The 15,141-nt window shown below is 39.9% G+C and carries 13 protein-coding genes; 2 read left to right on the top strand and 11 right to left on the bottom strand.

Annotated features, from left to right (window positions below; translation table 11 throughout):
* Positions 1–9 precede the first annotated feature (9 nt).
* From ACRD69_RS12455 to ACRD69_RS12405, 11 genes are all read right to left on the bottom strand, one after another.
* Complete coding sequence (locus ACRD69_RS12455) at positions 10–816, bottom strand: outer membrane protein assembly factor BamD (RefSeq protein WP_430815423.1); 807 nt, start codon at positions 814–816, stop codon at positions 10–12.
* 626 nt (positions 817–1,442) lie between these two features.
* A complete protein-coding gene (gene rlmN / locus ACRD69_RS12450) occupies positions 1,443–2,486 on the bottom strand; it encodes a dual-specificity RNA methyltransferase RlmN (protein WP_430815422.1) in 1,044 nt (347 codons plus the stop codon).
* Positions 2,487–2,488: 2 nt separating this feature from the next.
* Positions 2,489–3,154 carry a ferredoxin--NADP reductase gene (locus tag ACRD69_RS12445; protein ID WP_430815421.1) on the bottom strand — a complete coding sequence of 222 codons (666 nt, stop codon included), beginning with the start codon at positions 3,152–3,154 and terminating at the stop codon, positions 2,489–2,491.
* A 289-nt stretch (positions 3,155–3,443) separates the two neighbouring features.
* Positions 3,444–4,973, bottom strand: a complete 1,530-nt coding sequence (gpmI, locus tag ACRD69_RS12440) for a 2,3-bisphosphoglycerate-independent phosphoglycerate mutase (protein WP_430815420.1) — start codon at positions 4,971–4,973, stop codon at positions 3,444–3,446.
* A 364-nt stretch (positions 4,974–5,337) separates the two neighbouring features.
* Positions 5,338–5,502 carry a hypothetical protein gene (locus ACRD69_RS12435; protein ID WP_430815419.1) on the bottom strand — a complete coding sequence of 55 codons (165 nt, stop codon included), beginning with the start codon at positions 5,500–5,502 and terminating at the stop codon, positions 5,338–5,340.
* A 17-nt stretch (positions 5,503–5,519) separates the two neighbouring features.
* Complete coding sequence (locus ACRD69_RS12430) at positions 5,520–5,828, bottom strand: hypothetical protein (protein ID WP_430815418.1); 309 nt, start codon at positions 5,826–5,828, stop codon at positions 5,520–5,522.
* 274 nt (positions 5,829–6,102) lie between these two features.
* Positions 6,103–7,401, bottom strand: a complete 1,299-nt coding sequence (locus tag ACRD69_RS12425; protein ID WP_430815417.1) for a Gfo/Idh/MocA family protein — start codon at positions 7,399–7,401, stop codon at positions 6,103–6,105.
* 2 nt (positions 7,402–7,403) lie between these two features.
* The gene (locus ACRD69_RS12420) at positions 7,404–8,702 is read right to left on the bottom strand and encodes a NapC/NirT family cytochrome c (RefSeq protein WP_430815416.1); all 1,299 of its coding nucleotides are present in this window, start codon (positions 8,700–8,702) and stop codon (positions 7,404–7,406) included.
* Positions 8,703–9,094: 392 nt separating this feature from the next.
* Positions 9,095–10,015 (bottom strand): SPFH domain-containing protein, encoded by a 921-nt coding sequence (locus tag ACRD69_RS12415; protein ID WP_430815415.1) that lies wholly within the window; start codon positions 10,013–10,015, stop codon positions 9,095–9,097.
* Between the two features lie 27 nt (positions 10,016–10,042).
* Positions 10,043–10,483, bottom strand: a complete 441-nt coding sequence (locus ACRD69_RS12410; protein ID WP_430815414.1) for an NfeD family protein — start codon at positions 10,481–10,483, stop codon at positions 10,043–10,045.
* 123 nt (positions 10,484–10,606) lie between these two features.
* Entirely contained in the window at positions 10,607–11,827 is a 1,221-nt protein-coding gene (locus ACRD69_RS12405; protein WP_430815413.1) for an L-serine ammonia-lyase, read from the bottom strand.
* A 168-nt stretch (positions 11,828–11,995) separates the two neighbouring features.
* Between ACRD69_RS12405 and ACRD69_RS12400 the strand changes: the two genes are divergently transcribed.
* Both ACRD69_RS12400 and ACRD69_RS12395 read left to right on the top strand, forming a co-directional pair.
* Positions 11,996–13,198, top strand: coding sequence for a transaldolase family protein (locus ACRD69_RS12400; RefSeq protein WP_430815412.1), 1,203 nt, complete (start codon positions 11,996–11,998; stop codon positions 13,196–13,198).
* A 320-nt stretch (positions 13,199–13,518) separates the two neighbouring features.
* Entirely contained in the window at positions 13,519–15,138 is a 1,620-nt protein-coding gene (locus ACRD69_RS12395) for a diflavin oxidoreductase (RefSeq protein WP_430815411.1), read from the top strand.
* Positions 15,139–15,141: the final 3 nt, after the last annotated feature.

Here is a 15,141-nt window from a genome sequence, read left to right as displayed (position 1 = left end):
ATTTTTTCTCTATGCATTAAGTCTGCCAAGCTCCGCTTTAACCTTGTCAACTTCTTCCTTTATTCGTTTTATTTCCTTAAGAACAAAAGAGATTTCATAACCATCACGAATGGCTTCTTTATCAAATTTTTCCATTACAATGTAATAGTATTTTTTACCTCTGAACTGTACCTTTAGTGACTGGTTGGCGTTGTTGGCTATAAAGTCAATAACACCATTGTCTTTGCCGTCTTTGAAGTTAACAACTTCCCATTGAGTTTCGCCATCTTCAAAATGACGGTTGTTAAAACCATCTTCTTTAATTACTTCGCTCAATGCGTTATTACCGCTGAAATAGACTTTTATCTGGTCGTGATAAATTCTTTCGGCACCTGTGTAGCGGCTCGAAATGTAGAAATTACCTTCCAGATCAAGGTGTGCTCTCAAATAAGTTCTGCCATAGGAGTTTTCTGGTTTTTGTCGTTTATGAATAAGGATTTTTTTAGCTCCATAGTCAGAGGATTCAATAAAGCTCTTCATCAAAGGTTCAAGTTCAGATTGCTTTACCTGTAACATGCTGTCGAGAAAAACCAGGTTTTGCCGTTGTTCTTCGATGGTGATCTTTCGTAAAAGATCATTACCACGTGTAATATATTCAATTTGGTTCGGGTACAATTCTTCAATGGAATCAATCTCTAATTTAGCATCGTTGAACTTCTTCTGATTAAACAGTTGTTCTGCACGATTATATTTCTCTTTAGCCAATTCTTCCTGCCCCGGACCACAAGCTACGAATAGTATTGTGAATAGCAATATTGTTAATGGGAACGTCTTCATGATTTTTATGTTTGTTAGTCAAAAGTAAGAAGAACTATTGATAAAACCAGTATCTGTTCAGAAACTCCGGGAGGCATTAAATCGATTGTTTCTTGATGTTGTTAACTACTAACCGCGTTTCACAACTCAATAAGAGTTTGGCTTAAAATATCATCTGATCTCATTACTAAATCAGATAGTTTCTACTCTATGATAATAAGCTAGCAATTTAGATGTACATACATATTTAATACAGACTAAATTCATATCAAATTCAATTCGAGTCGAATTTAGTCTGAGTTTAGTCTGAGTTTAGTCTGAGTTTAATTTGAGTTTGGTACGAGTTTAACTTGATTAAAACATTAAGCAGGCAAAGTGCTATGCTTTTACAGTTTTATGTATTGAGTACCGTCAGGTATCGACAGAAAAGAATAAACAATAAGAAGAATTAGCGAAGGTCTGGTCTGGCAGGTATATCGCCTCGGTTTTACAGCCCGGTAAGTAATTTGTTAATTGATAAAGTCCATTAAATCAAGTATACTCAATGCTTATTGGGGAGTGTTTTTTTACAGACGCTCAATTGTAGTTTATCACCTGCAATGGCTGTTGACTGAATTTTATGCCATGCCCCAATTTTGCTAAGATGCCTAATAATCTTTTTCGTTGGTTTCTTTTAATAGTTTCTTGGTAGAAAGTAAACCGCATGCGGCATAAATATCTTCACCTCTTGATTTTCGGATGGTAGTGGTGATACCCTTCTGGGATAATTTATCGCGGAAAAATTCCATGGTTTTATAATCGCTTCCCTCAAGTGGAGAATTGGGTATCGGGTGAAAATGTATCAAATTAATTCGACATTTAATTCCATTAAGCAACTGAAGCAGGCCCTTCACATGTTGAGCCGTATCATTGACACCTTTAAACATGATATATTCAAATGAGATTCGACGTTGACGACCAAAGTCATAATCACGTAAGGCTTCAACCAGTTTTTCGGCAGTATAAACATTTTCGATTGGCATGAGCTGTTTGCGCTCTTCATTAAAAGGGGAATGAAGACTAATGGCCAGGTGGGCTTCCGACTCTTCAATAAAACGGCGCATGGCAGGTATTACGCCAATGGTTGATACATTAATACGACGCGGACTCCAGGCATAGCCCCAATCGGCTGTAATAATCTCGAGGCTTTTGAGCACGTTATCAATGTTATCCATTGGTTCGCCCATGCCCATGTACACCACATTGCTCAATGTGTCACGTTCAGGTAAACTGGCGATTTGGTTCAGTATTTCATTGCTTGTCAGGTTTTTTTGGAAGCCCTGGCGAGCAGTCATACAAAATAAACAGCCCATTTTACAGCCAACCTGAGATGAGATACATAAGGTATTGCGATTCTCTTCAGGTAAATAAGCGGCTTCAATAAACTGCTGGTTGCTTGTTTGATACAGGTATTTTTTTGTGCCGTCGATCGATTCCTGAAACGATTGTGGTGGCATTAAGCCTATCTCATACTTCTCATTCAATTGAGTTCTTGCTTTTTTCGACAAGTTACTCATGTCGTCAATGGTTGTTACGTGTTTTTTGTACAACCAATCAGCAATCTGCTTAGAGGTAAATGCGGGCAAACCCAACTCTTTCACACATGCCTTTAACTCACTGAGCGTTTTTCCGTATAATGCCTCTTTACTCATTTCTAAAAATATATTTCTGCTATAATATTATCAAAAGCAACGCCTCTGGCGATCAAAATTTCCCTGACATCTATTACCATTTGCGAACTGCCGCAAAGATAGTATTTATTATTGGTTGGCAGGTCCTGCGTATTTTGCAGATAGCCTGTCAGGCGACCTTCTATTGTTTTTTCATTGGACTCAGTTGTACAAAAGCGGAGGTAGTGACTGCCCAATTGCTCTTCCAGGTAATCCTGAAAGAAGAATTTATCCAAAGTACGTGAACCATGTAATAATTGTACATTGTTAGCTTGTTTTGATTCAACCAGTGATATAAATGGGGCGATGCCGGTACCTGTGGCAATCCATGTGGCAGGCGTATCCTGGCATAAAAATTTCCCAAATGGTTCTGAAATATAAAGTGTGTCACCAGCTTTGACAAGCGATAATGGAGGTGTTAACTCTCCTTCAGGTTTCACATCAAAAAGAATACCGAGATGTTTTTTGTGTGTACCTGATGCAATGGAGTAGAGGCGTGGTTCATCATTTGGATCCATTGCCACGGCAATTACCTGTCCTGCTTTAAAAGCAAAGGGTTTCTCAACAGATATGTAATGGACACCATCGCTTAAAAGCCGGTTACCGGTCACGTTTACCGCTTTTAGATCTTTTCTTTTGTGCTGGTTCATCAATGCAATTTTTGTATGAAACGCTGTAGTGGATGTTTTGTTTGTGGATTTGGCGATTTGTTAATTTGATAAACCGGAGAAAAGGAGATTGGCCGGATCAGCAAGCTAAATACTGGACCTGAAACTGAAAAACCTTTTTCACACATGTCGCTTTATCACAGTGTCCGCTGCTCTTCTGTTTTTGGTTTGAAATATCGGGTATTTTGCCTCAGGGCATCAATCACCATAAATCCAAAAATGGCTGTTCCGTTTATCAGGAACAGCCACTTTTATTATCTGTCTAGTATAATTACTTCAGTTCGATCAATGCTTTACCAGTCATTTCTTCTGGTTGCTCAACGTTCATTAAGCGAAGAACTGAAGGTGCTACATCAGCTAAAATACCATCTTTAATTTCACCCTGACGCTCAGTTACCCAAATGAAAGGAACCGGATTCAGCGAGTGGGCCGTGTTTGGAGAACCATCGGCGTTGATCGCATTGTCGGCATTACCATGGTCTGCAATAATGATAGCCTCATAACCGTTTGCTTTGGCAGCTTCAACAGTTGCTTCAAGACACTCATCAACAGCTTTTACAGCTTTCATAATTGCATCGTACTCACCTGTGTGACCAACCATGTCACCATTGGCATAGTTCAATGCAATGAAATCATATTTATTCTGGTTTAACTCAGCCACGATCTTATCTTTTACTTCGTGAGCACTCATTTCAGGCTGTAAATCATAAGTTGCTACTTTTGGTGAGTTAACAAGGATACGATCTTCACCTTCATACACAGCTTCGCGACCACCGGAAAAGAAGAATGTTACGTGAGCGTACTTTTCTGTTTCAGCAATACGTAACTGCTTTAAGCCGGCATTGGCAACAACTTCTCCAATTGTATTTGACACGTTATCTTTGTCAAATAAAATATGCATGCCTTCAAAAGTAGCATCATAAGGAGTCATTGTGCAGTAGTGCAAAGGAATAGTTTTCATTCCTTCTTCAGGCATATCTTGTTGTGTTAATACCTGGGTAATTTCACGTGCGCGGTCATTACGGAAGTTGAAGAATACAACAACGTCACCTTCACTGATGGTTCCAACCTGCTTGCCTTCAGCATCAACATGGCTAACGGCTTTGATAAATTCATCGGTCACTCCCTCGGCGTACGACTCATCTATTGCAGAAAGGATGTCTGTCGTTGCTTTGCCTGTTCCGTTAACCATCAGGTCGTAGGCTTCTTTCACACGTTCCCAACGCTTATCGCGATCCATGGCATAATAACGACCGATCATTGACGCTACCTGACCACCTGATTTGTCCATGTGCTGAAGCAATTCAGCCATAAAGCCTTTACCACTTTTCGGGTCAGTGTCACGTCCGTCCATAAAAGCATGAACGAAAGCACGCTCTTCAATACCGTATTCTTTGGCAATATCTAATAATTTATAAAGGTGCTCCTGGCTTGAGTGCACACCACCTTTAGATAATAAACCTAAGAAGTGAATCTGCTTGTTGTTTTCTTTAGCATATGAATAAGCTTTAACAACTTCCGGATTTTGAGCAATTGAACCATCGGCACATGCACGGTTGATCTTTACCAAATCCTGGTATACAACGCGTCCGGCACCAATGTTAAGGTGACCCACTTCACTGTTACCCATCTGTCCGTCAGGTAAACCAACATTTTCGCCAGAGGCTTGTAACTGAGAGTTTGGGTAATTCTTAACCAAACTATCGAAATATGGCGTTTCACCTGTAAAGATACCATCTGATTTCGAGTGGTCTCCGTATCCCCATCCATCAAGGATGATCAAAATCGTTTTCTTACTCATGTGATAATATTTAAATCTTTTTGTGTATTTGCTTTATAATCATCTGTTAAAACGGCGCAAAAATAGACAAATTAACAGTAAATTAAAAGGTTCTGCTTATTTGCCGAAAATGTTTTAACTGCCTAAAAGTAAACAAGGCACATGGATGATGGTTTATTGCTGGAATAGCCGTAAACGTTAAAAAAATGTAATTAATCAGGATTATCAAAAAAAACGCTCAGGCATGAGGGCACATACTTAAACAAGACAAGCCGGATAAAAGATTATCCGACTTGTGCGTTGCATGAGTAGAAAACTGGCTCAACTATTACATTGAGCACAGTTTATTGAATATAAATCCAAGGTTATGAAAAAAGTCTTTTAATTACAGTTCCTGTTCTTCGTATTTGAAAGCACCATTCTTAAATGAGAATACTTCTTTGGATGGCTTTTTGTATTGTTTTTTACTTGTATCACTTATTCCCCATTTCCACATGTGAACAAGGATAAAGGCACTAAGTATAATTGAGAGTATAGCGAATTGCAGCATAAGAGTATTAGTATTAATTAACGACTGATCTTATTGTGTTTCTTACGATAGATATTGGCGCTTGCCTTATTTTGCTTGTGCTGAATGACTGCACGTTCTTTTTTGGTTACAACACCGTCGGCTCTGGCCGCTTTTTTGGTGCGGTTGATATGTATTTGCTGCTTTTGTAGCTGTATGGTTTCAGCTTTTGTTAGTTCGCCCGTAGCGATGCCATTGTTGATTCGCGCCTGCTGATTAACTTGTCTTTTCTTAACCGGATTGTTTGCTGTAACTATTGAAGAGATTAAAAACAGGGCAACTGCCAACAGATATAGTTTCTTTGTCATGGTAATGAGTTTTAAGTTTTACTTGTTTACTCATTTACCGTATCGCAGGAGTTTTACCCTACCATGAATAGGAAGAAAAATTAAAACTATTCTTTATTGTACTTAATTTCAGGAGGATTGCCAATTGGACGAATAGTAATTTCATGTTGGCATTCGCTACATATGTATATTTCGCAGCCGGTACAGCAAAAGCAATTGCAACAGCTTCTGATCAGGTCATCTTTGTTCCAGGAAGACCTGCATTCGGGGCATGATATATCTGTGTTTTTTTCCACTATTGTCCTGGTACTGGAATGGTTTTATCAATGTTTACATCTCCCATTACAAAATGTTTCGGTCCAAGCTTAATTTCACTATTCATCATTTCATCCCACGTTACTTCTTTACCGGTGTAGGCCGAAATACGTCCCATAATGGCTGTTAATGTGGATTCAGCTATTTGTCTGGCTTCATTAATCGGCTGTTTTGTTCTGATAGCGCTTACCAGGTCGACATGTTCCTGGACAAAGGCTCTCCAGAAGAAGTACCAGCGATCGTTGCTTTGTTTTTCGTTTAAGGGATACTTCCATCTAACCTGGTCCTGCTGATCAAAAATGGTGTTTTCGCAATTGGTATAGCCGTGCGTACCTCTTAAGTAATCACTCACATTGGTGGAGCAGCCGTTAATTTGCCGACACATGCTATGCACATGAACATTGTTAGGGTAAATATAATCAACACTGAAGTTATCGTACTGGTCACCGGTCGTTCGTCGATGACGACTACCAAAGCCTGTTGCTTTAAGCGGGGGGCTGCCAATAAACCAATTCATCAGATCCAGGTTATGAATGTGTTGCTCTACGATATGGTCGCCGGATAACCAGGTCCAGTTAACCCAGTTACGAACCATTGCTTCCAGTTCACTCCATTCAGCTTTGGGGTTAACATGCCAAAGTTTACCCTGATTGTAATAGCAATTACCTGAAGTTATCTCTCCAATTGCGCCTAGCTTCACTTTATTGTATGTAGCCAGGTAATCTTCCTGGTGCCGTTTAATAGTGCCGGTAACAACTGATAAGCCCATTTCTTCAGCTCTAATACCATTAATTAAAATCGAACGTACACCAACGGGATCAACAGCTACAGGTTTTTCCATAAAAACATGCTTACCTGCTTTTACGGCCGCTTCAAAGTGTTGTGGTCGAAAGTAAGGAGGTGTTGCCAGTATCACGATATCGATACCGGCATCAATTACTTTTTCAAAAGCATCAAAGCCAACAAAGCATCTCTCCGAATCGATCTCTATATTTCTTTCCGATTTTAAATTGGCCCTGCAAGTAGAAAGCTTATCATTAAATACATCGCCCAAAGCAACAATTTCAAGAGATGGACCAGCATCAAGAAAGTTGAGTGCCGCCCCGGTTCCTCTTGAGCCACATCCTACGAGTCCTGCCTTAAGTATTTTGCCGTCAGGCGCTTCTGACAATAAGGCTGATTCATTTTTTTTTCGCTGGCAGCTTAATGCACCCGTTGCTAATGTGAGGCTGCCAGCCAAAAGGCTTTTACTGATGAAGTCGCGACGCGAATAACTCATAACTAATTTTTTTGCTCAGGTTGATAGCTTAAAACTACTCTAAATCCTACATCATTACAATCGGAATACCACCAGATGCTCTTAGGAATCTGCGGATCGGTCTTCAGCCATTGTTTATGCTGTGTTGTTTCGGACAATTGAGGTGAGAGTTCGTTTATATCAGATTTAAAGGAGCCACCTTTAATGATGAATTCATTATTGCCGGCAGCATCACTGCAGAATTCCTTAACGTTGCCAAACAGGTGCTTCGTACCCAGTTGATCGGCTTGTATGGAGCCAGGCTCTATTGTATGAGTATTATTTGTGTTGGCTATTTGATTGTTTATATCTGTATCGCGTATGGCCTTTGTAGCAGCAAACTCCCATTCCAATGAAGTTGGCAGTCGATAGTTTTTGCCTGTTTTTAATGATAGCCAACGGCAATACGTTAGGGCGGCATGGTGTGTCATGGTAATTGCTGGTCGTTTACCAAACCCCCAGCCTTGATCCGGATTTCCCCATGGTGGTGTAGCTCCTGATATTCCATCCAGTTCCTGATTCTCATGCCGTCCTTCAGCTTCTGTTTCAGACAGGAAAAGAAAGTACTCATTCCAGCTGACTTCAATCTCACCAATAAAGAAATTGTTAATGAATGTGTCCTTTTGTAAATGATGTGCTCCCCCTTTAACAGCGATCATCCTGAAAGCGACATCACTGCCAGGTATGGTTTCGGTATAAGAGCTAAAAGTATTTATTGTTGCCGCTTCTGCATATGTGGTATCCACACCTGAATTATCTCTAAGGAAGGACCTGTTATGCGTAGCTTTGGCCTCATTACCATGACCAATGTTTATATGGCATTGAATACAATGCATCTCTTCCTTATTCCGTGTATAATGCCAATGAGCCATTTCTCCGTTTTCAGACAGTTTCACCGGAAATAACTTTGGATGACATCGTATGCAGGATTCTTTAAAAGTGTGGAGGCTGGCATGTTCAATTTGTGACTTGGCAGACCAGTTATATTCACTGCTGTCTTTAAAATGAAAGGCATAGAGATCACGCACGCCGGCTTTGAGTTTTTCTTTATAGTATGCCTGTCCTTTAGGTGGTAAATGGCAATCGACACATCGTGTTTTTTTCAGGTGCGGGGCTGTGTTGTAGTGAACAGATTCCATCCATGACGCATGAGCATGGTCATGCACATGACAGCTGTTACAGTATTCATTTGTTGATGTGTAGTTATCGGCCTTTTTTAATAAAAAACTCAATAACAGAATTACAACGCCTGCTAACAAAAGAATTGTTGCCCTTTTCTTCATGAAGTCTTTTGTACTAATTTTATTCAATGAGTCAATTGTGAGTATTTACAGAACTCCGTCGTAGTTGATAAGCTCCATAAAGACATATGTAAAAGTGCTGTTCACAATATAAGTTTCATGCAAAGTTTGCAATGATATAAGCAAAGCATGCAGGGAATTCAGAGTTACTTCTTAACCCATTCGTTTCTCTTAATTTGTTTTATTCATATGACATTCATTCATTTTCAAAAAAGTCGTAAAGAATAAGGTTTGATTTATTAGTGTCAAATATAATCAGATTATATAATAATAATGTTGAGAAAGCTAAGTAACTTACAAATGCTTTCGGAAATTTATTTATGTAGATAAAAAAAGCGGACCTAAGTCCGCTTTTAAGTCATTGAATTACATGACTATTTTTTTGTTTGATCTAATACAGATGTGGCAGTAGCGATAATGCTTGAAACATCAGACATATTAGAAGGAATGATCATGGTATTATTGGTTTTCGCCAATTTACCAAATTCACCCAGGTACTGTTCAGCTACGCGAAGATTAACAGCATCGATGCCACCTTTTTCATTGATAGAAGCGGCGATTTCGCGAATACCTTTAGCGGTAGCAGTGGCTACAAACTCAATTTCAGCAGCTTTACCTTCGGCTTCATTGATTCGTTTTTGTTTTTCACCTTCCGACTTGGCGATCAACTCTTGTTTATCACCTTCAGCAACATTTATCTTAGCTTGTTTCTGACCTTCCGATTCAGCGATCATGGCACGTTTTTCACGTTCAGCACGCATCTGCTTTTCCATGGCATCTTTAATGCTTTGCGGAGGAGTAATATTTTTTACCTCATAGCGCGTAATTTTTACTCCCCATGGGTCACTTGCTTTATCAACAGCTTCAACAATACTGGTGTTAATGGTTTCGCGTTCTTCAAATGTTTTATCCAGGTCGAGACGACCAATGACACTACGCATTGTGGTTTGAGCAATTTGAATGGCTGCAAAGCCATAGTTGTCAATTCCGTATGAAGCTTTTTTCGGGTCAATTACCTGCAGGTATAATACGCCGTCTACTTCCACTGCAATATTATCTTTGGTAATACATGACTGAGAAGCAACATCAATGGCGGCTTCTTTTAGTGTGTGTTTGTACGATACTTTATCCAGGAATGGCATTAAAAAGTGGAATCCTGCCGTTAAGGTTCCGTTAAACTTACCCAAGCGTTCAACGATGTATGCAGAACGTTGAGGTACGATTTTAATACAAGATAGAAGAATGATTACAATTACGACGATAACCGCAATTAATACAATACTTTGTGCATCCATAAAATGAAAATAATTAGAGGTTTAAAATTAAGTTGGCTCAACTTCAAGTATGAGGCCTATTTTTCTGATGATTTTGACTTTTGCGCCGGCAATTATTTCAACACCTGCCGAAGCAGTCCATGTTGTACCTTTGAATTCTACTTTTCCATCAGATTCAGGATGAATGTTACTGATACATTCACCCACTTCACCAACAAACTCCTCATCCGGATCGTCAACCAGATCGGGCATTTTGTATAGTTTTTTGAGAAGAAATGATCGCAGAAAAATAAGTGAAAGGACTGATGTAGCGCTAAAAATGAGGAACTGTACAGCCAACGATGGTTCAAACAGGTAAACACAGAGTGCGGTAATTAATGCACCGACACCGAAAAATAAGATAAAAACCCCCGGGATTATAAACTCGAGTAGTAGTAAAACAGCCCCGGCTATAAACCAGATAACTGCGGCATTTGATAAGACTTCCATGATTTAATGTGTTTGGTTTAGTAAGATTAAATATAGGAAAATTTGATTATGTAACAACCGGGGATTACCATAATAAACGTTAAAAAAAAGAGGCTCGTTTGAGCCTCTTACTGTTTATTATAATTAATCCATCATGTTTCTTGCCTGATGAAATACTGCTAAACCTCCGGTTGATGTTTCCTTGTATATGTTTGGCAGGTCGTGTCCGGTTTGCTTCATTGCTTTAACCACTTCATCAAAGGTAATCCGATGTCGTCCGTCTGACAATAAAACATAGGTATTATGATTAAGGGCCCGGGCTGCAGCAAAAGCATTACGTTCGATACAAGGTATTTGAACCAAACCCGCAATAGGATCACAGGTTAATCCCAGGTGATGTTCCAGTCCCATTTCGGCTGAATACTCAATTTGATAGATTGTTCCCCCAAATAATTGAGTGGCAGCAGCCGAAGCCATAGCGCAGGCTGTTCCAACCTCACCCTGACAGCCAACTTCTGCACCAGATATGGAGGCATTGTACTTAACCAGGTTACCAATCAGACCGGCAGTTGCCAGTGCTCTTAGAATCTTCTTATCAGATGTTTCGTAATAGCTTTCAACAAATTTAAGAACAGCCGGCAATACCCCGCTGGCCCCACAGGTTGGTGCTGTTACGATGGTCCCACCTGCCGCGTTTTGTTCAGAAACGGCCAGTGCATAGGCAAAAATCATTGAACGTCGCTCCATGCGTCCACTGAAGTTTTTCGCTTTTGTATAGTAAGAAGCTGCTTTTCTGGGAAGTTTTAAAGCGCCAGGTAATACACCCTCCTCATCTAAACCTTTTTTGATGGCCGATTTCATGACCTTCCAGACTTTCTCCAGGTATGTCCATATTTCTGGTCCTTCAACGTCCTCAACATACTCCCAAAGGTGTTTGCCGTTAGTGTCGCACCATTTTAAAATTTCATCAAGAGTGGTGAGTTCATATACGGTTTTTGTTTCGTCCTGCGTGAAGTCATCAATAATAGTTCCTCCTCCAACACTGTAGGCAGTCCATCGATCAGTTTCCTTGTTATCCGCATCGAACGAGTAAAAGGTAAGTGCATTGGAATGGCGCGGAAGAAACTCATCCGGTTTCCATTCAACACTTAAAGGCAATTGCTTCTTTTCAAATACCTGCTCGATGGCATAATCTGTTAAGTGGCCTTTACCGGTAGCAGCCAGACTTCCATAAAGAGTAACCTTGTATGAAGCAGCATCGGGCTGACGTTTTATAAACAATTCCGCAGCTTTTTTGGGGCCCATTGTATGACTGCTGGAAGGGCCGCTTCCGATTTTATATATCTCTCTGATTGACTCCATCATATTAATTGATTTACATTGACAAATGTAAGGAAGGTGGCATTATCGAACTACTCCTTTGAGATAAAAAAACAGAGCTTAAGAGCTGATTTTTATCAATTTTAAATATTGCCCGGGTCTTGAATTACAGAAAAGTATCTGTTAAATTTATTACAATCAATCCTCCATACTATGAAAAATTCAATACCTGATCAATTTCTTTTCGATGTTGTCAATCAACATCAAACCCATCCACAGCAAGCAGAATCTGATAATAACTGGTCTAAGCTACTATGCTCGGGCAGTAATTTATGGATGGACACCGGTGATTTTGATGCCGTTTCGCAATTGTGGACCAATGAATTTTCGGCATTAACAACCAATAATACCTTGCTTAATGCCGAAGTGCAGAAAGGTGTTTATGATGCTGTTATTAACGACGTAGGAAAACAACTTAATGGCTTAAGCCAGGAAGAAAAAGTGAATGAAGTGGCATTTTGCCTTAATGCGATCCATGGTTTGCGTTTGGCTAAAGCGTTTAAATGTAAGGTAAGTGTTGAATTGCACACCGATTATGCCCATGATATTGAAATGACATACCAGGTTGGAAAGCGCTTGTTTGAGTTGTGTAAAGAACAGTTTATTATCAAAGTGCCGTTTACAGCAGCAGGTTTAATTGCCGCCCGAAAATTACATGACGAAAGAATTCCTGTTAATATGACTTTATGCTTCAGTGTGCGTCAGAATGTTTTGGCAAGTATGATTGCCAAGCCAGCTTATTCCAATGTGTTTGTTGGCAGGGTGGGCGCCTATTTTGCGAACAACGGTTTTACAACTGCCGGCCATATTGGTGAAAAAGTAACAGCTGAGGCGCAGAAGTGTCTGCGTAAAGTAAATGAAAGGGGCTACGCCACTACCAAACTGATTGCAGCAAGTATAAGAACCGCGGAACAGATTAGTGATTTGGCAGGAACAGATGTGTTGACCATTCCGGTAGGTGGGGTTAAAGAGTTTAATAATCGGGGATATGAGGCTGATTCTTCGATCGAGATGCCAAGTGACGCATTAATCAAGCAGCTTAACTTAAAGCACTTGTGGCAGGTTAATGATCAGGAGCGTGGGGTTGCAGTTAAACTGTCAACAAAGGTTCCTGCCAATCAGAATGTGTTGGTTGAACAATTCCATAAATACGGTTGCCATGATATTTTTCCGGAGCTCAATGAAAATGAACTTAAGCAAATTGAGGAAGACGGTAAAATACCACAGCATAATAAATGGAGTGGCAGAATCGAGAATTTTGAAATAGGTATCGATACTTTACTTAATAAGGCTGGTTTATATGCTTTTATGAAAGATCAGGCTGCATTGGACGGGCGAATTGTTAGCTATTTGTAGCAGTTCCAAAGATCGGAGACGTAGGAAGAGAGCAGTGATGGGAGGTGTGTTATGGTGTTGTGAGTTAGGGGTATAAGTCTGTTGTTGTCGCAATAACAGGTGTTTAGTGTGACAGCCAAGGAATTGAAACTATCCATAATGCCCGTGTATGAATCATGGAACAGAGTGCCTCTTTAGATTTGAAAATTAATTACTTAAATGTAATGTTTGATACTTCAGAGGCCATATCGCTTTCCTGATTGAATTTATTCCATGATTTATTGGAGAGCAGCTGAACAATTCCTCTTTTAATTCCTTTTGTAGTCAAAAAAGTAATTAAAATGAGTCAATATAAAGATACACTACACATTATCTATGGCAGTCGGACCGGGAATGCAAAATCCGTGGCTGTTCTTGCCGATGAATATGCTAAAAGTATAGGTTATCAGTCAGTCTTGCTGGCAATGCCTGAAATGGATTTCCAGGAAATTGAGAAAATGGAAAATCTGTTGGTAATTGTTAGTACACATGGAGAAGGAGAGCCTCCTGTTCAAGCTGAAGGTTTTTATGAATTTCTTCACAGTGATGCCATCTCAAAGCAGCATGCGAAATTTGCTGTTCTTGGACTGGGAGACAGTAGTTACAGGTACTATTGTCAAACAGGTGAGGATATTCATAAGCGATTGAATGATTTGGGTGCCAGTGCAGTAATGCAACATGTTAAGTGTGATATTGACTTCGAAGAGACAGCCAAGCAATGGGTACTTGATGTGTTTGACGTTTTTAAAGGTCAATTGCCGATTGTAAATGAGCCTGTTAAAGAAGGTTTTACATTTGATTTGAAGCTGGATGGAGATACCCATTCGGCTTATAAGGCAGAACTGCTTGAGAAGCGACTTCTAACAGGCCTTAATAGTAGTAAAAAAGTACTTCATGTGAGTTTATCACTTAAAAACTCAGGGATAGAATATTTGCCTGGTGATGCCATTGGTGTTTACGGAACCAATTCACGAAGCTACGTGGATGAATTGTTAAGGACACTCAATTTTGATAAGGCCTACCCCGTTAGCGATAAAGACAGCACCCGTTTACTAAAGGATGTTCTGATACATGATTATGAGCTGACATTGATTACGCCTCTTGTTGTTCAAAAGTATGCTGAAATAGCTCACAATGATGCGCTTACTGAACTGATAAATAAGCCGGGAGAGCTGGAGGTTTATGCTTTTGAAAAAGATGTACTTGATCTGGTGAGTGACTTTCCTGGCAGTTACAGCGTTGAGCAGTTTTTAAGTGTTTTACGAAAACTGAGTCAACGATTGTATTCCGTCGCCTCAAGTAGAAGTGAGGTAGGCGAGATTGCTGATATTACAGTAAAGGTGATTGAAAACGGTGATGAAAAAAGGATGAGAAATGGAGTCTGCTCATCATTTCTCTGGAATCGTCTTAATGTGGGGGACATGGTACCTGTTACGTTGGAAACCATATCAAAATTCAGATTACCGGAAGATGATAATGTGCCCATCATCATGATTGGAGCCGGCACTGGAATTGCGCCTTTCAGGGGATTCTTGCAGGAGCGTCTCGCCCGTAATGCCAAAGGAAAAAACTGGCTGTTGTTTGGTGAGCGAAACAGTGAATCTGATTTTCTTTATCAGGAAGAATTCATGGAGCTAAAAAATAAAGGTATGCTACATGAGCTGAGTACTGCCTTTTCGCGTGATCAGGCCGAGAAGTTCTATGTGAACCACATAATTGAAGAAAAAGCTGAAGACATGCTAAGCTGGATCAATAAAGGTGCAGTGGTTTATGTGTGTGGAAGTAAAGATAGGTTAGGGGCTTCGGTGCGAAAAAGCTTTGTGAATATTTTAAGTAGACACAATGGTATTAGCGACAATGAGGCGCAGCAACATTTTGATCAATTAAAAGCAAATAAACAATACCAGGAAGAAGTGTATTAAGCA

Source organism: Carboxylicivirga agarovorans (genome assembly GCF_050589845.1).
Lineage (GTDB): Bacteria > Bacteroidota > Bacteroidia > Bacteroidales > Marinilabiliaceae > Carboxylicivirga > Carboxylicivirga agarovorans.
The sequence above is the reverse complement of the archived record's forward strand: the minus strand, read 5'-3'. Positions and strand labels throughout refer to the sequence as shown.

Coding starts and splice junctions, on each gene's coding strand:
- ACRD69_RS12455 (WP_430815423.1), bottom strand. CDS start 816: ATGAAGACGTTCCCATTAACAATATTGCTATTCACAATACTATTCGTA.
- ACRD69_RS12400 (WP_430815412.1), top strand. CDS start 11,996: ATGAAAAATTCAATACCTGATCAATTTCTTTTCGATGTTGTCAATCAA.
- ACRD69_RS12415 (WP_430815415.1), bottom strand. CDS start 10,015: ATGGATGCACAAAGTATTGTATTAATTGCGGTTATCGTCGTAATTGTA.
- rlmN (WP_430815422.1), bottom strand. CDS start 2,486: ATGAGTAAAGAGGCATTATACGGAAAAACGCTCAGTGAGTTAAAGGCA.
- ACRD69_RS12425 (WP_430815417.1), bottom strand. CDS start 7,401: ATGAGTTATTCGCGTCGCGACTTCATCAGTAAAAGCCTTTTGGCTGGC.
- ACRD69_RS12430 (WP_430815418.1), bottom strand. CDS start 5,828: ATGACAAAGAAACTATATCTGTTGGCAGTTGCCCTGTTTTTAATCTCT.
- ACRD69_RS12435 (WP_430815419.1), bottom strand. CDS start 5,502: ATGCTGCAATTCGCTATACTCTCAATTATACTTAGTGCCTTTATCCTT.
- ACRD69_RS12410 (WP_430815414.1), bottom strand. CDS start 10,483: ATGGAAGTCTTATCAAATGCCGCAGTTATCTGGTTTATAGCCGGGGCT.
- ACRD69_RS12445 (WP_430815421.1), bottom strand. CDS start 3,154: ATGAACCAGCACAAAAGAAAAGATCTAAAAGCGGTAAACGTGACCGGT.
- ACRD69_RS12395 (WP_430815411.1), top strand. CDS start 13,519: ATGAGTCAATATAAAGATACACTACACATTATCTATGGCAGTCGGACC.
- ACRD69_RS12420 (WP_430815416.1), bottom strand. CDS start 8,702: ATGAAGAAAAGGGCAACAATTCTTTTGTTAGCAGGCGTTGTAATTCTG.
- ACRD69_RS12405 (WP_430815413.1), bottom strand. CDS start 11,827: ATGATGGAGTCAATCAGAGAGATATATAAAATCGGAAGCGGCCCTTCC.
- gpmI (WP_430815420.1), bottom strand. CDS start 4,973: ATGAGTAAGAAAACGATTTTGATCATCCTTGATGGATGGGGATACGGA.